Consider the following 25,234-nt stretch of genomic DNA (forward strand, 5'->3'; position numbering starts at 1 on the left):
TTTAAAAGCGGAATCCAACATTTACATTAAATTGACCTACAATGGTAGGTGCATTATCATTGAATAGGTTTCTACCAATACCTGCACCGAGATCCAGGAAAAATCCGCCGCTGGCAACAAATTTACCCCCCACACCAAAACCAAGGGCGAAATCAGTATAATTTTCATATTCATAATAACCGTTTCCGTTTGGTTCACTAATATAGGTTTCATCATATTCTCCGTTGGAAAGCATTCCGAAACCGTGAACATAAAATCCGCGGGCATAATTATCGCCAAAGAAATATTTGTATTTTCCGGTTAAGGATAAATCTTTGGTAAAAGCATCGGCCACATCTTCGCTATCTTTATCTAAAGCCTGGATGAATACTTCTACACCCCAACTGGAATTCTTATCCAAAATTCGTTCGTAGTTAAGATCCAGAGCTCCAAAAGCAATCAGGTTTAAGGCACCAATGCTTATTTCATTTTGGGCGATATCCCTTTTATCGGGAGTGTTGTTGGTTATGGATGTATCTTCTTGCGCGAAAGTGAAGCCTGAGACAAGCAAAAAAAGTGATAAAAATAATTTTTTCATTTAATGGGGGATGAGATGTAAATAATGGCTACAAATTATGAATAAATTCAGAAACGGGCATTTTTTTTGAGATTAAATTAAGCTCAAGCAATTTATCCTGAACTTTTTCTATCTCGTTTTCAGATAATTGCTCCTGGCTCCAGGATGTAATTTCCAACCATTTTTTAATATCCTCTAGTTTTTGATCATATTTTTCAGCCAATTTTTCGGCAATCTTGGGAAGATCTTTAAAGCGGTTGGTTTCGTCATTTAATACTTCCAACATGGTTCTTAATCGTTCCGGTTCATTTTTTAAAGATTCGTTTCTGGCGGCAATAACAAAACAGGACCAGGGAGTTGGACAATCTGCCAATCTTCTAAAAATTCGTTTATCTACCAATGGTTTTGTGGTAAAATGTTCCCACATAAAATATTGTGCTTTATCTTCGCTTAAAGCTTTTACCGCACCGTCCAGGTCTTTTACTATTTCAAATTGAAGGTTCTTAGTGTCCCACTCGTAGTTTTGTGCGTTTACATAAGCCATAAGATGCGATCCGCTGCCATTTCTACTAATTGCAGCTTTAGTGTTCTTAAGTTCTTCAACCGATTTATATTTAGAGGCTGCAGCTACGTGAATTCCCCAAATTAAAGGAGTACCAATATAAGTTTGTATAATTTTACTATTATTTCCGGCATGGATATCTTTTATAATTCCTTCAGTTAATATTACAGCGACATCAATTTCACCCGAGCGTAAAGCCTGGTTCATTGCACCAGTGCCTCCGGGGAAATCTTTCCAAATTACATTTAAACCCTTAGCTTCAAAAAGCTTTTCTTCTATACATAAATGCCATGGAAGGTTAAAGTGTTCTGGTACCCCACCTACTTTTATCGTTTTCATAAACTATGTTTTTCCTTTAAATAATTGTAAATCTCATATTGTGAACGCACCGATTTTTCATTTTCTCCTTTTTGCACATATTCATTCTTTTCTTCTGCATCCTGAATTCTTGCTTTTACGTTATCTTTTAATTGAATATCTAAAATCTCTTTAAATTCCTGTGCTATTTCTTTGTCTAAAATAGGGGAGAGCACCTCAATTCTACGTGAAAGGTTTCGAGACATCCAATCGGCACTGCCATAATACATTTTTTCGTCCCCTCCATTTTCAAAAATATAAATTCTACCATGCTCCAAAAACCTGTCTACAATACTAGTAATATAAATATTTTCACTTAAACCTTTTATTCCCGGAATTAAACAGGTAAAACCCCTTACAAGCAATCTTATTTCTACACCTGCATTACTGGCTTTGTAAAGTAAATCGATCATTTCAGGATCTTCAAGACTGTTCATTTTGGCGGTAATCTTTGCTTTTTTTCCTTCCCGGGCATTATCAATTTCGTTATAGATAAGTTTTATAAATTCCTGCCGTGTAGAAAAAGGGGAGATCAACAAGTTTTTTTCCCTAGGAATAATAAGCTCTCCCTCCAATACTTTGAACAAGCGCGATAATTCCTTAGCAATTTGTTTATTAGAAGTGAAAATAGCATGATCGCAGTAAATTTTAGAGGTTTCACTGTTAAAATTACCGGTACCTATATATGAATAATTAATAAGCTTATCATCTTCCATACGTTGAACCAGCATAATTTTGGAATGTACTTTAATCTTAGGGTAGGAGTATATTACATTAGCTCCCTTTTTTTCAAATTTACGTCCCCATACTATATTGTTTTCCTCATCGAACCTGGCTTTTGCTTCTACAAATACGGTCACTTTTTTCTTATTCTCTAAAGCTTTTAGTAGCAAACTGGTTAACCTGGATTCATCGGCAACACGATATAAGGAAATTTTAATGGCTATAACCTCTTTGTCGTTTACAGCTTGTTCCAGGAAATTTTCTACATATGAAAAAGACATATATGGGAAATGAACTGCCTGGTCTTTTTTAGAAATTGTCTCAAAGTAATTCCTGGAATTAGCTAAAACTTTATGCTCAATTTCCGGTAGTTCTCTAAAGTGTAAATCAGGATTTTTAGTAGGATCGGGGAACGAGAAAAAATCATTAAAATTATGATATTTCCCACCCGGCATCATATCTATTTTTCCGAGATTTAGAAGTTTTCTAAGCCTTTTATGCAAAAAATCGGGCATTTCGGCATCATAAAGCAACCTGGTTGGTTGCCCATCGCTTCTTTGCCCCAGCGAATCATAAATCTTTTCGGCTAATGCACCCTCATAAATATCATCAATATATAACTCGGCATCACGCGAAAGTTTAATTTCATAAACACCTTCTATTTCTTGATCCTGAAACAAGCTATTTATTTGACTTCTAATAATTTCATCAAGGAAAGTAATAGAGTTCTTTTGGCCGTCGCCTTGTAACTTAACAAACCTACCGCATTTACCTACAGGTATATTAACAATTCCTAGCTTTTCTTTATTGATAAAGTTTACCACAAAATACAGCTCGGCATTTTCTAAAAAGAGCTCATTTTTTCTTGAAATATCTATTATTTGTGGTTTAATATGAGTTACTACCTCTTGCTGAAAATAATTTGCAGCAAATTTTCTTTGCAAATCATTAAAATGACCCGCATCCAAAAGATATATATTATTCCTGGCGAGTTCGGGTAAAATTTGTTTTTGGTAAATCTCCCCAAATTTCTGTTGTTGTAGTTTAACTTCTTCAAGAATTTCCCTGGTTATTTTAGAAGGTTTCAAAGCGAGTTTTTTTCGAATACTTTTTTCTACTCGCTTCATTTGCCTAAGTTGGGCCACCCGTACCCTAAAATATTCATCTAGGTTAGAAGAGAAAATAGCTAAAAAACGAATCCGCTCGTAAAGCGGATTGATCTTATCTTCAGCCTCTTGTAAAACTCTTGCATTAAAACTAAGCCAATTAAGGTCTCTATGCCTTAATGGAATTTCCTGTGGTTCCTGCATTATTAATTTCTGGTTTAATCAAAAATACAAATAAGGCTAGAGCATTGTTTTTAATATTGTGTTAAAAACAGTTGCCTAACCCGGTTTCTATTGTATCAACTTCAAATACTAATAAGTCATAGAAATTTAGAAAGGTAGATGATTTAACATGAATAATCTTTCTAAAATTATGGGTTTTCCTCCATTTTAAAAGCAAAGCCTACTAACTACTTTTAATACATCGAATTAAAACTTATTCTAAACTTTTTTATTCGATTCCCTACCAATTGCCCCACACTAAATTTTATGATTAAACACTAATCCAGTTTATTCTGGAACTATTTAACCAATTTATTAACCAAAATTTTAAATTATGAGAAAACTAAAACATTATTTAATGTGCCTGGCGGTATTATCGCTTATCATGGTATCATGTAGTAAAGACGAGAACCCGGCAGTTGCAGATGGTTCAGATGAAGTTGCAACTCTTTCTTTTGGCGCTATAGTTAACGACATGCTTAAAAAGCCGGCTACCAAACAGGCTATGGAAGAAATACCGGAGTGCTCTGATGAAGCCCCAGCTTATGTGCATGTAGTACTTACCGGACCAGAAGATGTTGGTAGTATGGAAAATCCGCTATTGGTAGAAATAAATCCTACACCCGGTGACTATGATGGGGATGGAGAAGATGAATACTTTACAGAATATTCTTCAGACCTGGAGCTTGTTCCGGGGTCTTATAGCCTGGAGTATTTCGCAGTATACGACGAGAATGATAACTTAATTTGGATAGCACCGGCAGCAGGCAGTGAAATGGAAGATTGGGTAGATATGGCATTGCCCATGGACATCGAGCTAGGTGCCGGAGTTAAAAAATATGTAGACGTAACTGTTCTGTGCTTTGACGACCGTATGGTAAACCTATATGGATACCTATTCTTTGATTTAGAAGGGGTTGAGGCCATAGAGCTGTGTATTTTTGGTAACTGGTGTGATGAAAGCGGAAGACATTATGTAGCCGATTATTCTGTAAATATTTGGGCAGGAACCGACAATACTGGCAGTGTTTTGTATACCGGAGAAAACGATGTACTAACCAATGATGCCGGTGAAGAATATTCCGATCCTTTATGTATCTTTTTACCAGATAGTGCAGAACAGGATGATTACTATATTGAAATTTCAATAGACGGTGAAATTGTTCGCCAGGGTACGTTTACTGATAGTGATGTAAAAGAATTATTTGATGGAGAAGATGCCGTAGATTATTACCATTTCTTTGCTGGTTGTAGTTCAGCTGATACTCCAGATATTTTTCAGGATAATGGTAATGGAGGTCCACCACCTGTTATAGATGAAGATACCGAGATTTATATTTACTTTGATTCTTCAGGATCCATGAATAGTACCTTAGCACCTTTACAAACAATGAGAAATACACTGCTAAAAGATGCGTTATTACCACTTTATGGAAATGATGAAGACGAATACGATGCTAAAGTACGTGTGATTGAGAATGGTACAGAGCGTACCTTCAATATGCTTAATATTGAAGGCGATACTCCCGATGGCAATGTTATTGCCATAGTATTCCAGGATGAGGCAGAAACCGTTTACCATAGTGGTCAGGCTATATGGGATGAAAACTCAACACGAACTCCTACATTCGATAGTGATATGTCAACCTTTCGTGGAAGATTAGCTTCATTTCCAATGAACTACTACCGTGGCATAATCTTCCAGGTAAATACAACCGGCCACCCAGCATTTGATAACTTTGAAGAGCTGGTTCATGCTGTAGAAGATGGTACCGGAAATTATAGTGGAGCCAATGGTTTATCAGACAGGAATGAATTGGCGTATGTATATGAAATAAACGGAGGAGATACGGCTCAATATTATACCGATCTCCTAGTGCAAACTTTGCAAGATTTAGGCTATGATTTATAGGTTAAATTAGTTACTATTTAATTATGGTTAGGGAAAACCGCTTCATCATAGAGATGGAGCGGTTTTTATTTTTATACAAATAAAACTTACACCCGGAGTTTTAATTAGAAATAAAGAAATCCAATACTTAGATTTACCTGGTATTTAAATTTACTTTACTAATTGATCTAGAGTGTATTTAATTAAATCGTCTACTGATTTTTTAGGGTCTTTTGAGAAAGTCCCTGCCGCTCGATTGGCTATAACTGCGTTCATGGAAATTGCTTCATGACCTAATAATTTGGATAAACCGTAAATGGCTGAAGTTTCCATCTCTAAATTTGTGATCTTTTGATTGTTAAAAGAAAATGAAGTTAATTTACGGTTCATTTTATCATCCTGCAATGCCAAACGTAAAATTCTACCTTGAGGACCATAAAAGCCAATATTAGTACCCGTAACACCTTTGTGTAAGCCCTTACCTTTCATTTTATCAATTAAACCTTTACTTCCGCCTACCACATAAGGTGCAGCTTTTTTAGGAAGCCAATTTAAATGTTTAATAAACGCTTCAGCAAACTCCAGATCCTGAATATGTTCGCTATCGTAGAAATGCAAAAGCCCATCAAAACCTATGGCACTTTCACTTATTATAAATTCATCTACAGGAATTTCTTCCTGTATGGAACCGGTAGTACCAATTCTTATAATATCTAAACTCTTAACCTCTTTTTTCAGCTCTCTGGTTTCAATATCTATATTTACCAGGGCATCTAATTCATTCAAGACAATATCTATATTATCTGGGCCAATACCTGTAGAAATTACGCTTATACGTTTCCCTTTATAATATCCGGTTTGGGTATAAAATTCCCGTTTTTTAACCTTGAATTCAACCTTATCAAAATGTCGGGTAACTCTTTCTACTCGGTCTGGATCTCCTACCGTAATCACGGTATTTGCAAGATGTTTGGGCAATAAGTTTAAATGGTAGATACTACCATCGGGGTTTTGGATTAATTCTGAAGCTTTAATTGGCATATTATAGTTTTAAAACTTTGTGTGAATCTGAGTCATATAAAAAATCATAAATCTTTGCTCCGCCGTAATATTCATCGTTTATAAGGTCTCGGTAAAAATTCTTTTTCTTCGCCAACGCATCAAGGCCATTCTGGGTTAATTTAAGTTTCTCGTTTTCCAGCGTATAGAACATACTTAATTTATTTAACACTCTTTCCATTTGGGAATCACTATACCCATAATAACCCTGATATTGTAAGGCGTACCCCAATAATTGGTTTATAGAGGTTATATGTTGTTGCTCTACTAATTTAAGCACGTTTCTTTCTAGCGAATTAATACCGGTCCTGCTATTGGGAAAGCGTTCAATATGCGCTCTAATACAACTGGATAGATATTCAAAGTTAGAACTTTTCTTAATCTGCTGCTTGAGCTTAATAGGGTTATTGCTACAGTACAATTCCCATATTAAACTAGCTATTTCCAAATCCTCTTTATCAAGCTCTATTTTATGGTTAAAATGGTTTAATAAATGTTTTAGAGGTAATTGAGATAGTGGTAAAAGCTCTTCCTCTCCTTTTTGTCTTTTGCTGCAAACCAGATAGAATGGAACATTTGGTTTATTTTCAAGATAGAAGCTTATAGCGGCCAACATGTTGATATGACAAAAGAGATCAAATTCAAACCAGAGTACAACGTGATCATAATCCTGAGCAGCTTTCAGTTTGTTTAGCTGAGAGACAAATCGATTTTGGTAATTTTCAGAAGAAATATCATAGGCCTTTTTTAAAAATTTCTGACGTAAATTAATAAATTCATTAGAACCTACTTCTTTAGTGCACGGGCCTTCGCACAATAATTCACGCCACACAATAGTTTCACCCGAAAGGCCAAGTTCTTTAACTTGTTCAGCTAAACTATCTCCATTAATAATATGTAGGGCTTTATCTAACATAGGAAAAATTTAAGTTGGGCAGAAATCAACCTCCAACCCTTTTTACATTATAACCATCCTTCTTTAAAATCTCCATCACCTTCTCACGATAATCCCCTTGTATAATAATCTCACCATCTTTAGCCGAACCACCCACTCCGCATTTTTTCTTTAATTTCTTTCCAAGTACCACTAAATCTTCATTAGAGCCTTCAAAACCTTTAATAATAGTTACCGTTTTACCTCCACGACCTTTATTGCTAAAATGTGCCTCTAAATATTGGTCCTGGGGCGCTAAAGTTTCTTGAGTTTCATTTTGTTCGTTGCCATCAAAATCATCATTTGTAGAATAAACAAAACCACCCAGATCTTCGAGTCCTAGTTTTTTCTTGGGCATAATTTATTTTTTTAAAAGTCCTATTTCTACCAGCCGTTGATGTAGAAAGTCTCCGGCGGTAATGTCTTCATATTGTTTCGGGTTCTCTTCATTTATACATTGTTCGAGGCAATCCAGCGGCATTTCGCTTCTTGGATGCATAAAAAACGGAATAGAGTACCTTGGATTGCTCCATTCTTCTTTAGGCGGATTTACCACCCTATGAATTGTAGAACGCAGCTTATTATTGGTATGCCTTTCTAACATATCACCAACATTAATAACCAGTTCATCTTCTTGGGGCAAGGCATCAATCCACTCACCGTCTTTTCTTAACACCTGCAGTCCTCCTGTAGAAGCTCCCATAAGTAGAGTGATAAGGTTTATATCTCCATGTGCACCAGCTCTTACAGCTCCTTTTGGTTCTTCGGTAATTGGAGGATAGTGAATTGGCCTTAAAATACTATTGCCATTGCTGGCCCAATGGTCAAAATAATGTTCATCCAGCCCAATATATAAAGCTAAAGCACGTAAAACGTAAATTCCGGTTTTTTCCAGCATTCGGTAAGCTTCCATTCCTACCTTGTTAAAATCCTGAAGTTCTGTAACCTGAATATTTTCAGGATATTCTTCAGTGAGGTTGGCATCTTTATCTGGCTCCTGACCAAAATGCCAGAATTCTTTCAAATCACCTTCTTTTTTACCTTTAGCGTGTTCTTTACCAAACGAGATATATCCTCGTTGACCTGCCAGGCCTTCTATTTCATATTTTTTCTTTACTTCCAGGGGAAGTGCGAAAAAACTTTTTACTTCTTTATATAAATTTTCCTCAAGCGCACTGTCAAGAAAATGGTTTTTTAAAGCTACAAAACCAATTTCCTCGTAAGCTTTACCAATTTCATCTACAAATTTTTGCTTTCGTTTCGCATCGCCCGAAATAAAATCGGCCAAATCTACGCTAGGAATATTATTCATTGCCATAATATGCTTTGTTTTAGGTAGTATTACAAACAAAGTTAAATAAAATTACGGGAGTCCCCGAGGCTTTTTATATTTCTTAGCATTTATATTTTTGGTTACATTTGAGAAACAAACATTTGTATGCATCGAGATTCTACAATGAATTCAATCATAAAATTTGATAGAAAAAATCTTTCTTCAGTTCAACTTTTAGATTTATATGCCGCACTTCTAAAGCCCCGATTAATTGAGGAGAAAATGCTTATTTTACTTAGACAGGGAAAAATATCGAAATGGTTTAGTGGTATAGGCCAGGAGGCTATTTCGGTGGGAGTGACAAAAGCTCTAAACCCCGATGAGTATATTTTACCAATGCACCGTAACCTTGGCGTATTTACTAGTAGAAATGTTCCTTTAGACAGGCTTTTTTCTCAATGGCAGGGAAAACAAAACGGGTTTACAAAAGGCCGTGACCGAAGCTTTCATTTTGGTACCCAGGATTATAAGATTGTTGGAATGATCTCGCATTTAGGGCCTCAATTAGGAGTTGCAGATGGTATTGCCCTGGCGCATAAACTAAAGAACGAACACAAACTTACAGCAGTTTTTACCGGAGAAGGGGGGACTAGTGAAGGTGATTTTCATAAAGCGCTTAATATTGCTTCGGTTTGGGATTTACCGGTTATGTTTTGCATAGAAAATAACGGCTACGGACTTTCAACACCTACCACAGAACAATATAGATGTAATCACCTTGCAGATCGTGCCAAAGGTTATGGAATGCAATCTTATATCATTGACGGGAATAATATTATTGATGTTTACAGTAAAGTTTCTGAAATAGCTAAAAGCATTAGGGGAAATCCACGTCCTGTTTTATTGGAGTTTAAAACCTTTAGAATGCGTGGCCACGAAGAAGCCAGTGGAACCAAATACGTACCTGAAGATTTAATGCAGTTCTGGGCACAAAAAGATCCTGTAAACAACTTCCAACAGTTTTTAAAAGAGGAAAAGATTCTAACTGAAGACCAGGAATCTCAGTTGATCAATACAATTAAAGCTGAGATAAATAGCAACCTAAAGAAAGCTAACGAAGAAACCCCGGTGGAATTCGACGAAACCAACGAATTAAATGATGTTTTTCAAAAGTTTGTTTATCAATCAGTTAAACATAATAAGAAAACAGAAAATATTAGATTTATAGATGCCATAGCGCAGGCTGTAAGACAATCTATGCAGCGACATAACTCGCTTGTGTTAATGGGCCAGGATATCGCAGAATATGGCGGTGTTTTTAAAATTACCGAAGGACTTTTAAAAGAATTTGGCAAAGATCGCGTAAGAAATACCCCTATATGCGAATCGGCTGTAGTTGGCACTGCCATGGGCCTGTCTATTAGTGGCATGAAAGCCATGGTAGAAATGCAGTTTGGGGATTTTGTGAGTTCCGGCTTTAATCCTATTGTAAATTACCTGGCCAAAAGTAACTATAGATGGAACCAAAATGCCGATGTAGTGATAAGAATGCCCTGTGGAGCAGGAGTAGGGGCAGGCCCTTTTCATAGCCAAACCAATGAAGCCTGGTTTACCAAGGTTCCGGGGTTAAAAGTTATTTATCCGGCTTTTCCATACGACGCTAAGGGACTTTTAAACACCGCGTTTAATGACCCGAATCCTGTCTTATTTTTTGAACATAAATTATTATATAGAAGCATTAGGCAGGAAGTTCCGTTAGATTATTACACATTAGCATTTGGAAAAGCTTCCGTAATAAGAGAAGGGAAAAGTATCACTATTATAACCTATGGAGCCTGTGTTCATTGGGCTTTAGAGGCTATAGAGGATATGGAATTAAATGAGGTTAATTTAATTGATTTAAGGAGTCTTCAGCCTTTAGATAGGGAAACTATTATAAGGGGTGCAAAAAAGACCGGAAAAGTTTTAGTACTTACTGAAGATTCAATCTTTGGAAGCTTAGCTTCAGAAATTTCTGCAATTATTTCAGAAACCTGTTTTGAATATTTAGATGCTCCGGTTATGCGCCTGGGTAGTGCTGAAATGCCTATACCTTTTGCTACAGCATTGGAAGAAGGCTATCTTCCGAAGAAAAAATTAAAAGAAAAGATACAGCAATTAATAGACTATTAATAATATTAAGCTGATAATTGAATGATTTTAAGAATCCTTAACAAGCGCGCTGTTAAAGTATTAATAATCTTTTGTCTCGGTTCTACACCTGCTGTAATTTAGTTTATAACTAATCAAAAATCTAATATTATGATACGTTTAATCGTTATTTTCTTAATTATTGCTCTGGTAGCTGCTATCTTTGGCTTTGGGGGAATTGCAGAAGGTTTTGCTGATATTGCTAAAATTATATTCTATATTTTCCTTGTATTGCTTGTAATCTCTCTGGTAAGCCGATTATTTAGAAGATAAAAACATTTTAAAAAATAACTAAAAATCCAATGTATTGTGTCAGATGTTCATCGGCAAACATTGGGTTTTTACATAAATACCTAATAAACTACTTAAACAACTAATAATGAAGAAGCTATTTATACTTGGTTTTGTAGCCGCACTTTTTGTGGCTTGTGGCCCTAGCAAAACCGCGAAAGAAGCTAGAAAAACTTTTGATGGAAACTGGACACTTACCAGCGTAACTTACCCAAACAGTTCGGGTGAGTTTGATGTAACCTTACTAAATGATGCGAATGCCTCTTGCTTTGAAAATAGTACATGGAACTTTGTTTCCAACAATAATAGAGGGGCATACTCCGTTCAGGGTAGTAATTGCAGCCAGGGACAACGTTATTTTGTTTGGTCTATAGACGAAGAAAATACACCTGAAGGAGTTTATGATTTCTTATTAAAGCCAACGGATGAAGATTATAAATCTACCACTGGAAACCAGGGGTTCCGTATGAATTTAAAATCACTTTCAGAAAACCAAATGACGTGGGAGCAGTCTGTAATGTTAGAAGGTTCTCCCTTTGTGATTAGAATGAATTTTTCTAAACTTTAAATAAATTATTTTACTATGAAAACGACAATAAATAGAATGTTCGCCATTCTCTTTGCTTCAACCCTGCTATTTAGCTGTGAGGCTACTAAGAATGCAAATAATAAGCAAAAAGGAGCTGTAATTGGCTCAACCGGTGGTGCCGTGATTGGTGGTGTTATAGGAAACAATACCGGCGATGGCAATACGGCATTAGGTGCCATTATTGGTGGTGTTGTAGGTGGAGCTGCCGGAGCCATTATTGGTGATAGAATGGATAAACAAGCCAAAGAAATAGAAGAGGAAATCCCAGGGGCTGAAGTAGAACGTGTAGGAGAAGGTATAAATGTTACTTTTGATGAGAAAAGTGGAGTTTATTTTGATACCGAAAAGTATAATATTAATGCAAAGTCGCAGGCAACATTAAATAAACTTGCCGATATCTTTAAAGAATATCCTGACTCTAATATACTGGTAGAAGGACATACCGATAATACAGGGAGTGAATCTTACAACCTTACCCTTTCAAAAAATAGAGCTCAGGCGGTAACCAACTATCTGGTGAATAACGGTCTAAGCAGTGGTAGGTTTGAAACAAAATGGTATGGAGAATCACAGCCAAAATATGATAATTCAACTACCGAAGGTCGTGCTAAAAACCGCAGGGTAGAGCTAGCAATTGTGGCTAACGAAGAACTTAAAGAAGAAGCGCGAAGAAAAGCTGCTGAACAGAATTAAGCTTTTTAAGTTCCCAAATAACTATTAAATCCCGGAAAATTCCGGGATTTTTTTATGCTTTTCTTTCAGCTAAGAACCATGCTTATCAATAATGAAACTTTTAATTTAATTAGGTTTAAAAAAGAAATAACTAAAAGCTTTTACAACAGCTACCAAAAACAATCATCAAATACTCTGGAAAATGAAATGGGCATTTCGACACCGTTCAACTATTTAGAAAGAAAATATAAAAAATGTAAGCCTTAAAAAGTATTGCCCCAATAATGTTCCCGCAATACAGGGAATATTCTTCTCATTGATTTAAATCTTGATGATAGAGTATATCATCTTATACATTATTGATGTGGAAAGAAAATTATGTAAACAGTTGAAAATCTTTTTGGTAACTTAGGGGAGAATATAGATGAAACCCGTAAAGTGATTCTCGGCAATATGGGAATATAAGCATTGCAAAAATATTGTATATGTTAGAGTGACTTATAAGAAACAGCCAAAAGCAGGTGAACAGGACTTTCTGTTGAGTTTTGGACCTGGATTTTCGGCACAAAGAATTTTATTGGAATGGTAACAGATTTTAAAGATCTTAATTATTGGGCTATTATTTTAGGAGGTAGTACAGGCCTTGGTTTTGCTACTGCCCGAAAATTGGCCCATCACGGGATGAATATTATCATTATTCATAGAGATAGACGTGCAGATATTGACGAAATTGAAGAAGCCTTTGAAGATATTAGGGGCCAGGATGTAAAATTTGAAAGTTTTAATGTTGATGCTACTAATGCTGAAAAAAGAGGGGAGCTTATTAAAGAGATTTCCGAAATACTTGGTGAAGAAGGTAAAGTACGAACTTTAGTGCATAGTATTTCTAAGGGAAACCTTAAACCAATGACAGGTGAAGAGCCTACCCTTGGAAATCTAGACTTCCAAATTACCATAGATGCGATGGCTATAAGCCTTTACGATTGGACTAAAGCTATTTTCAACTCAGGACTTTTTGCAAAAGATGCCAGGATTATTTCCTTTACCAGTGAGGGGAATAAAAAGGCCTGGGCTAATTATGCAGCTGTTTCAGCGGCTAAAGTTGCCCTGGAGGCCATCACCAGAAGCATTGCCCTGGAATTTGCGCCTCACGGGATTAGGGCAAATTGTATTCAGGCGGGCGTTACCGTTACACGATCTTTTCAAATGATTCCCGGTAACGAAACCTTACGAGTTCACGCCTTAAAGCACAACCCCTTTAAAAGGCTTACAATCCCCAAAGATGTTGCTAACGTTGTTTATTTATTGAGCAAGGACGAAGCTAGTTGGATTACCGGAACTATTTTACCTGTAAATGGAGGGGAACATTTAAAATAAACTCCTGGGCGAATTATCACAACATGCTAAAAACATTTTTGGCATCAATTAACACTTGTAAAAATGATTAGGGAATCCTATTTCTAACTTATTTAGGTGAAAATCTGCTAATTCCATTTAACCTTTTTCATATCGGGAATTCTTCTGCTTTTACCGTCTCGTTAAATATGTCCTAAAACCAGATTTCTTCATTGTAAAAGCCTTGCCTTATTTGTATCTTGAAGCAACTAATTTAAAACGATTTGATTATGAAGACTGTTGATAAGATGGAAGTGTTACACAGCCAAAGCGCCGAATTTATTGAAAAAGGTGAAAAAGGTAAATTTTTAAAATTAATCCCCGATACTTTTATTATCAAGGGAGAGGAAAAAGATGGTGCTTTTAATCAGGGGTATGCTATTAGACATATTAATAGACAGGATATTTTGCTTATTGATGTGGTTGAAGAGTCTACGAAAGAAGCTGTAAAAAAACTGGTAAACGATGGCTATAAAATAAAAGGAATCTTAATTACCTGCGATGCTATTTTAAAAGATGCATATGCAGACTTAAAAACGATTTCTGAAGATGCCGGTGGTGCCCCAATTTTTGCACATGCGCGTAACAACTTTAAGGACAGTTTCAAAACAAAAGACATCACTGAAAGAAAAGGAGTTCTGAAGGATTTTGGTTTAAAAGTATTTGATCTTCCCGGCAATGGAGGTGCATCGGTGGTTATTTATTCTGAAATTAACGACGGAATGTTATTTCCGGGGGAAGATGCTGAAGGCTCTCCTTATAATTCAGATTTAAATACTTTTAAAAGGCCAAAAATGGATAAATCCAACGACGATTTCGGCTTAGCTGGAAGCTGGAGTGCTTTTGATGAAGAGTTCGCTTACTTATTTCCAAGAAAAGGAAAGCCCGGGTTTAATATTGAAGAAGGTCAACAAACAGATATTTTAAATGCCTTAAGTAAAAATTAATAATAATGTCGTCTCACAAATAATCCGTAAAATATTTCGCAACACGAGTTCAGAATATTTGAAAGCTTATTTTTCACACGACTTTTTTTGAAAACAGCCATAAATAGGGAAGGAGTGCCTTCTGTAGTTATGGCTGTTTTTATTTACTATTCATTTATAATTAAATAAGTTAGTTCGCACCTATTAAACTTTAGATTTAAGATATTGTTAAACGGGCTAACTATTCCTTTAAAATGTAATATTTTAAAGCATAAAAATTAACCAACTATGTCTCAATTAAACGTAACACAAAAACTAATTAAGGAGCATTTACTGAAAGGTGAAATGACTCCCGGAAAGGAAATTGGAATAAAAATAGACCAGGCTTTACTACAGGATGCAACCGGAACATTGGTGCAATTAGAACTGGAAGCCATGGGATTGGATAAAGCACAAACAGAAGTTGCGGTGCAATATGTAGACCATAACTTATTACAAACCGATTTTAAAAACGCCGATGACCACTTATTCCTGCTTTCAGCCGCGCAAAAATTCGGACTTTGGTATAGCAGACCGGGAAATGGAGTAAGCCACCCTGTACATATGGAACGCTTTGGGAAACCTGGAAAAACAATGGTAGGCTCAGATAGTCACACTCCCGCAGCAGGATCTTTAGGGATGCTTGCCATTGGTACCGGCGGACTGGATGTTGCGGCAGCCATTGCAGGGCAGCCTTATTTTGTAAAAATGCCCAAAGTTTGGGGAGTTAAACTTACCGGGAATTTACCAGATTGGGTGAGTGCAAAAGATGTGATTTTAGAAATGTTACGACGTCATGATGTAAAAGGCGGAGTAGGAAAAGTGATAGAATATTATGGAGATGGCCTTAAGAACTTAAGTGCCATGGATAGGCACGTAATCGCCAATATGGGCGCCGAACTGGGCGCTACTACTACAGTTTTTCCAAGCGATGAGGAAACGAAAAGGTTTCTGAAATCTCAAAAAAGAGAACACGATTGGAGAGAACTAATAGCCGATGAGGGCTGTGAATACGATTTACACGAAGAAATTATTTTAGATGAACTTGTACCATTAATAGCATTGCCTACAAGTCCGGGAAATGTAGTTCCTGTAAGTGAAGTGGCAGGAAAACCCATTAGCCAGGTTGTTATTGGTTCATCAGCTAATCCGGGGTTACGCGATTTCTGGATTGCGGGAGCTATGGTAGAAGATAAAGCGGTGAGTAGCGATGTATCTTTTGATATTAATCCAACTTCCCGACAAATAATTCAGAATATGATAGAGAATAAGGCCTTTGCTAATTTGATTAAGGCCGGTGCCCGTTTTCACCAATCGGGTTGTATGGGTTGTATAGGAATGGGCCAGGCTCCTGCATCGGGTACCATTAGTTTACGTACCATGCCCAGAAATTTTCCTGATAGATCGGGAACTAAAGACGATCAGGTTCATTTGTGTAGTCCTGAAACAGCTGCAGCTTCAGCACTAACAGGAAAAATTACCGATCCCAGGGATATGGAAAAGCTTTACAATATGAAATACCCTAAATTTGAATATCCCGAATTTCATATTATTAAGAAAGATATGCTGGTCGCACCACCGGAAGATGGTTCTAAGGTAGAACTTCAAAAAGGACCAAATATTAAATCGCTACCATACATTGAACCAATGCAAGATCATTATAGTGTTCCTGTGATGCTTAAAATGGGGGATAATATTTCTACCGATGAAATTTTAAAAGCAGGGGCAGAGGTACTGCCTTTTAGAAGTAACCTTCCTGAAATAAGCAAATTTTCGTATACAGTTATTGACGAAACTTTCTATGATCGTGCAATGAAAGCGAAAGGAGAACATGGTGGGCATATTGTAGTGGCAAAAGATAATTATGCACAAGGCTCCAGTAGAGAGCATGCGGCTATTGCGCCAAAATATTTAGGGCAAGTGGCAGTAATAGCTAATAGTTACGCCAGAATTGCCTGGCAGAACTTAGTAAACTTTGGAATTTTGCCTTTAGAGTTTATTGATATTTCAGATTATGATAAAATTGAACAAGGCGATCAGGTAGTTTTTAAAAATCTTAGGGAAGACATTAAAAACCGAAATAATATTAAAGTGATTGTAAAAAAAGCCAATGGTGAGAAATTAAATTTTGAAACAAGGCATAGTATGAGCGATAGGCAAATTAAAGTACTATTAAAAGGCGGGATTATTAATGAATTTAAAGAACGTATTGAAGCCAACGAACTTGGTGAAGGGCAGGCCCTGGACGCAGAAGAGGCTGATACGAACAAATGAAGATTTCTATTTAACTATTGAAAAATCAGGAGATAAAAAAACAGGCTATTTGAATAGTTTTCAAATAGCCTGTTCTACATTGAACTGCAAAATCTAATTAATTAGCGTGTGTTTTCATTTGGCTTTTTTTCTTGGCCAATTGCCTATCAAGGTCTCTTACTGTTTCAGCGGTAGCAGCTTCAAAAGAATTTTCGTTAGATTCTGCAAAAATTTGTGGGCCGGGCACACTTAATTTCACATTACATATATAGCCGTTAGGATCCTGACCTTCCTGCTTTTTGAAGTAAACTTCGGCTTTCACAATAAAATCGTATTTTACTTCTAGTTTATCTAATTTCTTTTGTGCGAATTCCTGTAAACTTTCACTTTTTTCTAGTTTTACAAACTGATATATTGCTTCCATAAATTATAATATTTTAGACTACCAAGAAACCCATTATCCATCGATTATACAAACAATTAAGTGATTCTTAGCAAAGCTTTAAGAATCCTTTTAAAACCAAATTATTTATACAATAACTCTAATTTTGCAAGCATTATTTATCATAGATTTAAACTTAAGAAATTGATAAATAGCTGCTATATAGCATTCTGTAGTCTAATGAATAATTTAAAACTCTTTTAAGATAAAATTGAAGCAAAAGCTTGTAACTTAGGCTAACACATTGATATTAAATATAATGAAACGATATTCACATTATTTATTAATTATTTTACTGATATTTTTTGAAAGTTGCGGTACTAGTGTAGATGCTGCAAAAGTTGAAAAAACAAAACAATTGGTAGAAAGTCGCGAATTTGAAATTGAAAACGATTGGGTTAATCCTATGAACGGAGGTAGAATTAACCTTATAGGAAATCCGAATTTTATAAGGTTTAAAAAAGATTCGGTAAACTTATTTCTACCGTTTTTTGGTGAACGTTTTGCCGGTGGCGGCTATAATGATGAAGGTGGAATAAAATATAATGGACCACTAAATGATTTAGAAGTTAGAACAGATTCTAAGAATACACAAATCATTGAGTTTTCGGCCAGACAAAATACCGAGAACCTTAATTTTACAATCAATATTTATCCCGAAGGAAAAGTTGATACCAAAGTAAATAGTAGCTATCGATCTTTTATCTCATATCAGGGCGAAATAGGGGAAATTAAAGAGAAAGATAGAAAATGAAAAACATATAGATGCAATAAGTGCATTGAGTCCCGTTTAAAAAGTCTATTTTACATAATATAAATTATAGTGCAAATAAAGGGTCAGAAAAAGAGGGCGGCAAAACCCTCTCTTTCCTTAATTGAAAACTGGACATTTTAAGCGAGATGCTGTAAAATGGAACGTTTTACAATCACAGAACATTGCAAAAATAGTCAATAGATAACTATTTTTTATATGTCTTTAGATTATTTTAGGACTTTCGGTGAGATTGTTCTAATGCATTGAATAACCTATATCTACATGATCTGGATAAAAAATATAAAAAGATTAAGAATTTCTATTCCGAAGATAGCGGAAATCGTTACGCATTAAATAAATATTTTGATCTTATGATAATGGGGATAAGTATGTCTGAGATGGCTCCAAAAAATTGAATTGTTGGAATATATTATGTGGAAACAATTTAAACCTCAAAGCTCCTCTTTAATTCCATAAATAGCTAATCCTCCCAAATTACACTAATTATTGTTTTGTATTGTTTAGTTGGTATGCAGTATTCCCAAAAAACATTATCCTTTTGGTTATCGTATAATTTGAACCAGGTTGAACGACTTATCTCTTGCGCTTTTTCATTACCGGTGTAAATGAAATCATAATTAGCATCAATATATTCTTTAGCTACAGAATCATTCGGGGGAGGAAGTTTTGTAACATCTTTTACCCAACCCTTTAGGTCAGCAGACTTGCGCCAATATCTTACAATACCATCTGTTATAAATACTACTAGCAAAGGATTAATATCTAAAGAAATTAATCGATAAATAACTGATGTCAAACTCGTACCAAATCTATTGGAAATTTCTTTTATCAATGATGGCGAAAAAAATTTTCCAGTAATAAATTCTTTAAAACTTTTTTCCGGCATTAGTAATTCGGAGGCGAAATCATTAGCTTCAAATTCTTGTAAGCCCCTTTTTGCTTGATTTTCTATTTTGAACCAATTTAGAGTTTTTACATTATCTGAATGAATTTCCATTTTTTCGTGTAAAAAATAATGACCTAATTCATGGGCTATAACAAATCGTATCTTTTCTGGATATGGAATTGAGGAATTGACTTTAATTATAGTGTTAGTTCTTCCTCTAATAATTTTTCCATCTGCATTATCAAGAGGTTCTGATATAAATATGATCCCAAAGCCATTAACCAATTCTTGATTGGATAATTCGGTTACATCATCAAAACCGATTTCTTCTAAAATTTCTGTAGCCTTATTTTTTCCTCGATTGTTCGTTTTCAAGTAATTCAATTATTTCAATTAGATTTTGATCTTTTATAATTTCTTTAATTTCATCAGTACTTAATTTTTCAAGTTTATTATACTGAACTCTTACTCTATTTTCCCTTATTAAAGAATTCAAATATGCTACGGGTTTTTCCAGGCCTTTGTCTATAGCATCTTGAAAGGACTCAGTAGCTTTGTTAAGTAACAAATCATATTTTTCTTCATTTAAAGATGAACGAAGCTTGAATTTTAATTGTTTTATTAATTTGTTCTGTCGTTTCGCATTTTTATCTAAATCAACGCCATAATTAGATAAACTTTCCCTTACATCTTCAATATCACTATTAAGGTAACTTTCTGTAATACCCTTATTTATTTTTTCTTTAAGCTTATCCATTGTTCTTTAAGTTTAATAGTTTTTCTAGAAAGCCTTTTTACCGCCGCATTTATTGTTCTTGCATCTGTCCCACACAATTCGGCAATTTCTCGAGGCTTATAATAACCAGCGAGCCAACATTCAAAAAGTTGTATTTCTAATTCATCTCCTCCTTGCTCATGAATTGAAGCTAGAGCATCTTTAGAAACTTGGTCAAAATCGATAGTCTGAGAAGGGTCTTCTACTCCCATTTCATCTATTTCAATATACTCATCTATTTCGATTAGGTAAGTTTCATTATCATTTTCTTCCAATTTTTCATTTGAAAATTTACTCTCACTTTTAGGCAACTTCCTGAAGAAATTATAAAGATCACTTCTTAAACATCCAAAAACAAAATTTTCAAAATTTACTTTTTCTTTATCCCAATTTCGAATGCCGGAACAAGCCTTGGTCAGTACATTGTAGCAGAAGTCCAAATAATCTAATCCTTCTCTAACCTTTTCCGATTTATTGTAAAATCGTCCACGAACATAATCTTCCATTCTATCTAAAAGTTCATTTAAATCGATAGAATTAAGATGTTCTAAAATTTCTTTTTTAGTCGCTACAGCCATAGTTCAATTGAATATGCTCATTAATGTTTAAAAATATCCATTCATACATGGAAAAAAAATAAAAGTGGTGAGCATATATAACTGTAGGGCGTAATCAACTCTAATTTTAATTTTTCCAAGTGTAATGGCAAAATATAAAATTTTATGAGCATATACCTATGAAGATTAATTTTTTAGAAAAACAATTAAGAAAAGAGGTGTTAATAATGGCAAAAGATTCAGAAGGCAGAAAATTCAACAGGATTCCTGGTCATACCAAAACTGTTGGGGGAAAAGCGATAAAAGTGAAACCTCACATAAGAAGCAACAGAAATGATAGTAATGAAAATAAATAATTAGCAGTAATCTATCTCCAGAACATATCTGTAGATAGATTTTAAAAATTATAAACTTTTAAAATATAAAATATGGAAGATAAATTTAAGCAAACACAAGTAGATCTTGATGCGGATAACAGCTCAGGTAAAATTAAAATAGAGAAGCTTTGTACTCTAATTGAAGATCATCCCTATAGGAATGAAATATATGAAATTTTTGATGTTGAAAACATTAAAAACGAATATATCTCTATAACATTCATTGATTTGATTTATAAGAAGATTCATCATTTTCTAACCAATTATCATCGTTATAAAATAACAGCAGAAACGAAGGACATAAATGTTTTCGAAGAAGCAATTTCAGGAAGTTCGGATACCAATATAATTTTCAATTTTGAAGAATATAAACTTTCCGATGAAATTAAAAAAGACTTGAAAACTATAGCTCTTTATGACTCTAAAAATACTTTTTTAGATGAATATGCTATGACTAAATATGCAAATAATCTTTTTAAGATAGGCCAAGCTTCACTTGCGAATTATAATGTTCAATACTTTAAAGAAATGGCAAAAAATAGTGACGGGTACAACAAAGAGAAAAGTTACCGCTTAGTAGAAAATGAGAAGGTTACCTATCTCCGGGGTATAACATCTACTCGTTATTATGAATATGGAATTGATTTTACTTTTGTGATAGGTATGCTGAGTCTTTATAAAAATATGAAAGCTAATCCCGGTATTGAATATAAAATAAAGAGTGCTGCCGTCAGTGAATCAAAATTAGAGATAATTGCTGCAGAGAAACATACGAAGGACGCAGGCAAGTTTGGTAAGGTTTCAACAGCAGTAAAAATAACAACAAATGACTTAGGAACAGGTTCTTTAAATTTTGTAAATGTGATAAACGTGATACAAAAAGATTCTACAGGCTTTTTTCTAATTCCAAAGAAAGATTCCATCATTGAAAATAATTCTTTAATCATAAATCATAATACAAAACCTCAAAATGTTTTTGCTTCCTTGACGGATTTGGATAATATTCTTAACACAACGGATAACTTTATTAAAGAACTCCAAGAAGTACGGACAATAAAATATCCCGATGAACTGAGGATGAAGATTCTTGCTAAAATAGACTCCCCAAGAAGTAATTTTAAACTCATTAAAAGGCTTTCTGACATTTTTAGTCGTAAAATAGATAACGAGATAAATAATTTTCAAAAGCTTTTAGAAATGTGCAATAAAGCGGAAGAATTAAATATAGATTATGATCTTAAAGATAAATTGCGGTATATAATTTCTGATATTATCCTGTATGGTAATTATAGAGATCGCTAAATGGTAATGGATTACAATATTTACAAACTTTTAAAATTATAAAATAGTATGGCTGTAAAAGGTGAAAATTCATGGTTCTTCGGAAAGGAAAAAATTAACTTTGAAAATTTAAAATTCCCTAAAATAGAAGTTCCTGAAATCGGTTTTCCAAATTATACTCCCGAGGACATTGTATCACAAGAAGAATTAACGGAAAAGCAAATTGAAAAGCAGAACGAAATCTTAGATTTTCTGAAAAATGTTACAGTCGAACAATCTCAGACGGCTCATAAGCAGTACATTACATCTAAGAAGTTGACTTATCTAGCCCTCATCTTTGCTTTTATATCAATTGTACCAGTATTGAGAGAATGGCTTTTACCTGAAAATAAATTAAATAATAGAATTATTCAACTTGAAAATTCTAATGCCGAAAAGGCTAATACAATAGCTAAATTATCAACGCAACTAATAAATCTGAATGATAAAATAAATACATTGAAGTTATCGAATGACGTTTCAATTGAGACAATTGATTAATCTATCAGGCAAACTTTGAAAGTAATAACTGTTTTATTCTTCCATTAGCAGTCCAATTTTTAAAAAATCATAACTGTTATAGGGTTAAATCAATGTACATTCTTTAATGCTATGCGCAGGTGGTTGCATAATATATTACTTAGAAAAGGCTAAAACTACTATAGTATAGCCCAATAAAAGCAACAATTTTTCAATCTCAACATAATTTTTTAGAAAAAAGCCCAATCTGAAAAAGAAATCGGGAAATTTCCTCATTTTCATCTTTGTGAATAAGTGAAAATTAGAATTCTTGTATAAGAACGCCAATTTGTTAATTGTAATTTTAATTTGTTCACCTTGCTAAATTTAGCACAGTATAGTAATTTTAAAACGTCTTTTGTGATTTAAATTTCTCGGCAATATTCCAGTATTATTCCCTTTTTTCTTGAAAAATGTGAAGAATTTTAGATTCGCTATTTAAAATTGTACTAACAAATTGATATCTGGCTATTCTATCTTAAAATAGCACCAGCATCTTATACCCATTTGGCGTTACCAAAAGCATTTTTTTTATCTAATATTTAAGATAAAACTTGAGTTGTTTTTTGTAAATTATTGATTATGAGGCTCAATGGTATCACATATTTAATTATCACCAGTATTTTATTAGTGGTTGTTACTGCATTGGTATATTTTAATATCGATTTTCGTTTAATTTTTTACTTGACTATTGCAGGTCAGGCATTATTAATTTTCACTGTTTATAAGGTGCTAACTGATAGTTTTAAAACTGATAAAACCTTTGAAGATTGTTACGAAGATTACACTCACAAAGAGGAATAATCTTTAAGGCAACTTTTATTCAGCTACTTTAAAAACTTTTTTTAATGATACGGGCTTACCTTTACCTGTAAATCCTTCTACAATAATTTCAAAATCTCCCATCATGTCTGAAGTATAGAAACTTACTTCTTTATCTTTTTTAGCCAAATTAAAGGATGGTTCCCACAATAATTGATATCTGTAATCCGGGATTCGAATTAAATCTTCATTACCATAATTCGGATTATAATACTTTTTAGTATTTTGAGCTGTAATAATATTTGTTGCTTCCATAAAATCTTCTTTAAACACTTGAGGGAAATCACCTTCTTTAGTTTCCACCACTACCACACCTTCATAGACCGCTGGACCAAAAAAATACTTACTCCTTAATAGTCCAATAGTTTTAATGCGTTCAGCTTCAAAAGAAATTAATTTATCATGATCCTGAACCACTACCCCATCAACAATCAATAAGGCAGGTAATGTAAATTCTCCATTGGCATTTTTATTTCTTACCATAATATTATACGAACCGTCGGCCTTTTTCTTAACCCTACCAAACTCTATAACTTCAACAAAAGTTTCAATAATACTTGAAAACCTTGTGTAATCATCTAAATTATACTTAAGCAGCTCCTGATTAAAAAAATAACCTTCAGGCTCAGGGAAAAACGTTCTATCTGATTTTATAGCGGCATAGGCATTTTCAATCTGATTATTTGTACTTTTTTCTATAATATAATCTTTGAGACCTGTTTGAATCACCGGTTTACTAAAATCTAAAAAAGAGAGATCTGGTTGAGGAGTCGGTAATAACTCTATTTTATAATCATTTTGAAAATAATCTTTTAATTGCAGCAATAACTCATTAGTTCTAAGATTGTTATTAATTATAAAACTAAACTCGTTCTTGCTGTCTATAGAAACGATATTTACCTGGCTTTCCTCCCCAGGAAAGGAAATTATTATTTCTTTAGATTTAAACTCTAAGTTATCCTGGCTACTAACCTTTCCTTTAATAAGTACTCCTCTTATTTCGGGAAAGATTAAATCTTTAGGTGTTTCCCATTTTATAGCTTTATACAAATTATTAAAATTTGTGCTGCTTAGTAACTTCGGTTTATTAAAACTATCTATTCTTCTTACCGAAACAGAAAGATTTGCAAATACATCTGTTTTATTTTCAAAGTTCAAAATAACTTTTTCCCGGGTGGAATATAAATTTTTATTCGAGTTCAGTCCCAAATCAGCAATTCCTTCTTTTTTAAGCTCTCCTGAACTAGAAACGGGAATATCTTTGACAATAATACCTTCATTATCCTTTTGGTAAGGGTTTAAAATATGAATGTCCTGCTGAAAGTAATTATTTTCAGCGTTTAGCATCCAGGATGTATAAGCCAGAATTTTGTATCCTCCAGATTTCAAGTCAGAAGGAATGAAAAAATCTGAATAAGATTGACCTTGCTTCAAATTTAATTGATGCTTAAATACTACCTCTTTATCTGAATTTACTAATAATACCCATCCAACCTTACTTAGGCTACTAAGCATTTGGGTTTCTGCATTAACTGCATAAAACTTGTAAAGTAATTTTTCCCCACTAAATAATAAACTGCTATTAAGATGAAGGAAAACCTGTTCTGCAGGAATTTCTTTTTGAAAGAATTCTTCATTTAGGACGCTTTGCGCATAAGACGATTTAAGCCAAATGCAAGCTATAAATACTATAAAAATCTTTTTAAACATTCTTTTACTTTGT

Annotated in this window: 25 protein-coding genes and 1 pseudogene; 14 read left to right on the top strand and 12 right to left on the bottom strand. The window is 34.2% G+C overall.

Annotated features, from left to right (window positions below; translation table 11 throughout):
• Position 1 precedes the first annotated feature (1 nt).
• From I6U50_RS02315 to ppk1, 3 genes are read right to left on the bottom strand one after another with little or no spacing between them, the layout of a single operon-like run.
• Positions 2–577, bottom strand: coding sequence for a hypothetical protein (locus tag I6U50_RS02315; protein ID WP_198627142.1), 576 nt, complete (start codon positions 575–577; stop codon positions 2–4).
• 28 nt (positions 578–605) lie between these two features.
• A complete protein-coding gene (locus I6U50_RS02320) occupies positions 606–1,457 on the bottom strand; it encodes a substrate-binding domain-containing protein (protein ID WP_198637708.1) in 852 nt (283 codons plus the stop codon).
• The gene (ppk1, locus tag I6U50_RS02325; protein ID WP_198637709.1) at positions 1,454–3,508 is read right to left on the bottom strand and encodes a polyphosphate kinase 1; all 2,055 of its coding nucleotides are present in this window, start codon (positions 3,506–3,508) and stop codon (positions 1,454–1,456) included. Before ppk1 ends, I6U50_RS02320 begins: the two co-directional genes overlap by 4 nt.
• A gap of 352 nt (positions 3,509–3,860) precedes the next feature.
• On the opposite strand from ppk1, the gene I6U50_RS02330 reads away from it, so the two are divergent.
• Positions 3,861–5,438 carry a hypothetical protein gene (locus tag I6U50_RS02330; RefSeq protein ID WP_198637710.1) on the top strand — a complete coding sequence of 526 codons (1,578 nt, stop codon included), beginning with the start codon at positions 3,861–3,863 and terminating at the stop codon, positions 5,436–5,438.
• Between the two features lie 150 nt (positions 5,439–5,588).
• On the opposite strand, the gene I6U50_RS02335 is transcribed toward I6U50_RS02330, so the two are convergent.
• The 4 genes from I6U50_RS02335 to I6U50_RS02350 are packed head-to-tail and all read right to left on the bottom strand — an operon-like array spanning position 5,589 to position 8,722.
• Positions 5,589–6,458, bottom strand: coding sequence for a nucleoside phosphorylase (locus tag I6U50_RS02335; protein ID WP_198637711.1), 870 nt, complete (start codon positions 6,456–6,458; stop codon positions 5,589–5,591).
• Position 6,459: 1 nt separating this feature from the next.
• Positions 6,460–7,392 carry a DUF1835 domain-containing protein gene (locus I6U50_RS02340; RefSeq protein ID WP_198637712.1) on the bottom strand — a complete coding sequence of 311 codons (933 nt, stop codon included), beginning with the start codon at positions 7,390–7,392 and terminating at the stop codon, positions 6,460–6,462.
• A gap of 25 nt (positions 7,393–7,417) precedes the next feature.
• Positions 7,418–7,768, bottom strand: coding sequence for a translation initiation factor (locus I6U50_RS02345; protein ID WP_198637713.1), 351 nt, complete (start codon positions 7,766–7,768; stop codon positions 7,418–7,420).
• A 3-nt stretch (positions 7,769–7,771) separates the two neighbouring features.
• On the bottom strand, positions 7,772–8,722 hold the full coding sequence (locus tag I6U50_RS02350; protein ID WP_198637879.1) for an isopenicillin N synthase family dioxygenase: 951 nt from the start codon (positions 8,720–8,722) through the stop codon (positions 7,772–7,774).
• A 144-nt stretch (positions 8,723–8,866) separates the two neighbouring features.
• Between I6U50_RS02350 and I6U50_RS02355 the strand changes: the two genes are divergently transcribed.
• The 8 genes and pseudogenes from I6U50_RS02355 to I6U50_RS02385 all read left to right on the top strand — a co-directional run bounded on the left by I6U50_RS02355 (position 8,867) and on the right by I6U50_RS02385 (position 17,059).
• Positions 8,867–10,855, top strand: a complete 1,989-nt coding sequence (locus tag I6U50_RS02355) for an alpha-ketoacid dehydrogenase subunit alpha/beta (RefSeq protein ID WP_232805860.1) — start codon at positions 8,867–8,869, stop codon at positions 10,853–10,855.
• Between the two features lie 129 nt (positions 10,856–10,984).
• Complete coding sequence (locus I6U50_RS02360; protein ID WP_070055250.1) at positions 10,985–11,146, top strand: DUF1328 domain-containing protein; 162 nt, start codon at positions 10,985–10,987, stop codon at positions 11,144–11,146.
• A 106-nt stretch (positions 11,147–11,252) separates the two neighbouring features.
• A complete protein-coding gene (locus tag I6U50_RS02365) occupies positions 11,253–11,732 on the top strand; it encodes a lipocalin-like domain-containing protein (RefSeq protein WP_193709527.1) in 480 nt (159 codons plus the stop codon).
• A gap of 15 nt (positions 11,733–11,747) precedes the next feature.
• Positions 11,748–12,446: an OmpA family protein gene (locus I6U50_RS02370; RefSeq protein ID WP_198627149.1), complete on the top strand. Its 699-nt coding sequence runs from the start codon at positions 11,748–11,750 to the stop codon at positions 12,444–12,446.
• Positions 12,447–12,809: 363 nt separating this feature from the next.
• Positions 12,810–13,014: pseudogene (locus I6U50_RS16140) on the top strand (3-oxoacyl-[acyl-carrier-protein] synthase III C-terminal domain-containing protein); the annotation flags it as partial.
• Positions 13,008–13,802, top strand: coding sequence for an enoyl-ACP reductase FabI (locus I6U50_RS02375; protein ID WP_198637715.1), 795 nt, complete (start codon positions 13,008–13,010; stop codon positions 13,800–13,802). The pseudogene I6U50_RS16140 and the gene I6U50_RS02375, both read left to right, overlap by 7 nt.
• A gap of 248 nt (positions 13,803–14,050) precedes the next feature.
• Positions 14,051–14,767, top strand: a complete 717-nt coding sequence (locus tag I6U50_RS02380) for a hypothetical protein (protein ID WP_198627151.1) — start codon at positions 14,051–14,053, stop codon at positions 14,765–14,767.
• 267 nt (positions 14,768–15,034) lie between these two features.
• Entirely contained in the window at positions 15,035–17,059 is a 2,025-nt protein-coding gene (locus I6U50_RS02385) for an aconitate hydratase (protein WP_198637716.1), read from the top strand.
• Between the two features lie 97 nt (positions 17,060–17,156).
• Here I6U50_RS02385 and I6U50_RS02390 read toward each other — a convergent pair whose 3' ends face one another.
• Positions 17,157–17,462: an HPF/RaiA family ribosome-associated protein gene (locus I6U50_RS02390; protein ID WP_193709532.1), complete on the bottom strand. Its 306-nt coding sequence runs from the start codon at positions 17,460–17,462 to the stop codon at positions 17,157–17,159.
• A gap of 277 nt (positions 17,463–17,739) precedes the next feature.
• On the opposite strand from I6U50_RS02390, the gene I6U50_RS02395 reads away from it, so the two are divergent.
• Complete coding sequence (locus I6U50_RS02395; protein WP_198637717.1) at positions 17,740–18,234, top strand: DUF4251 domain-containing protein; 495 nt, start codon at positions 17,740–17,742, stop codon at positions 18,232–18,234.
• A 481-nt stretch (positions 18,235–18,715) separates the two neighbouring features.
• Here the strand turns inward: I6U50_RS02395 and I6U50_RS02400 are convergent, their stop codons facing one another.
• From I6U50_RS02400 to I6U50_RS02410, 3 genes are read right to left on the bottom strand one after another with little or no spacing between them, the layout of a single operon-like run.
• Complete coding sequence (locus I6U50_RS02400; RefSeq protein ID WP_198637718.1) at positions 18,716–19,516, bottom strand: ImmA/IrrE family metallo-endopeptidase; 801 nt, start codon at positions 19,514–19,516, stop codon at positions 18,716–18,718.
• On the bottom strand, positions 19,488–19,898 hold the full coding sequence (locus I6U50_RS02405) for a hypothetical protein (protein WP_198637719.1): 411 nt from the start codon (positions 19,896–19,898) through the stop codon (positions 19,488–19,490). Before I6U50_RS02405 ends, I6U50_RS02400 begins: the two co-directional genes overlap by 29 nt.
• Complete coding sequence (locus tag I6U50_RS02410) at positions 19,874–20,494, bottom strand: sigma-70 RNA polymerase sigma factor region 4 domain-containing protein (protein ID WP_198637720.1); 621 nt, start codon at positions 20,492–20,494, stop codon at positions 19,874–19,876. The genes I6U50_RS02405 and I6U50_RS02410 overlap by 25 nt, the downstream gene beginning before the upstream one ends.
• 158 nt (positions 20,495–20,652) lie before the next feature.
• On the opposite strand from I6U50_RS02410, the gene I6U50_RS02415 reads away from it, so the two are divergent.
• From I6U50_RS02415 to I6U50_RS15885, 4 genes are all read left to right on the top strand, one after another.
• Positions 20,653–20,829 (top strand): hypothetical protein, encoded by a 177-nt coding sequence (locus tag I6U50_RS02415; protein WP_198637721.1) that lies wholly within the window; start codon positions 20,653–20,655, stop codon positions 20,827–20,829.
• Between the two features lie 72 nt (positions 20,830–20,901).
• Positions 20,902–22,152: a hypothetical protein gene (locus tag I6U50_RS02420; RefSeq protein ID WP_198637722.1), complete on the top strand. Its 1,251-nt coding sequence runs from the start codon at positions 20,902–20,904 to the stop codon at positions 22,150–22,152.
• 48 nt (positions 22,153–22,200) lie between these two features.
• Entirely contained in the window at positions 22,201–22,671 is a 471-nt protein-coding gene (locus tag I6U50_RS02425) for a hypothetical protein (RefSeq protein ID WP_198637723.1), read from the top strand.
• Positions 22,672–23,271: 600 nt separating this feature from the next.
• Complete coding sequence (locus I6U50_RS15885; RefSeq protein ID WP_232805861.1) at positions 23,272–23,493, top strand: hypothetical protein; 222 nt, start codon at positions 23,272–23,274, stop codon at positions 23,491–23,493.
• Positions 23,494–23,508: 15 nt separating this feature from the next.
• Here the strand turns inward: I6U50_RS15885 and I6U50_RS02430 are convergent, their stop codons facing one another.
• The gene (locus I6U50_RS02430) at positions 23,509–25,221 is read right to left on the bottom strand and encodes a hypothetical protein (protein ID WP_198637724.1); all 1,713 of its coding nucleotides are present in this window, start codon (positions 25,219–25,221) and stop codon (positions 23,509–23,511) included.
• Positions 25,222–25,234 lie beyond the last annotated feature (13 nt).

Source organism: Salegentibacter maritimus (assembly GCF_016236975.1).
GTDB lineage: Bacteria > Bacteroidota > Bacteroidia > Flavobacteriales > Flavobacteriaceae > Salegentibacter > Salegentibacter maritimus.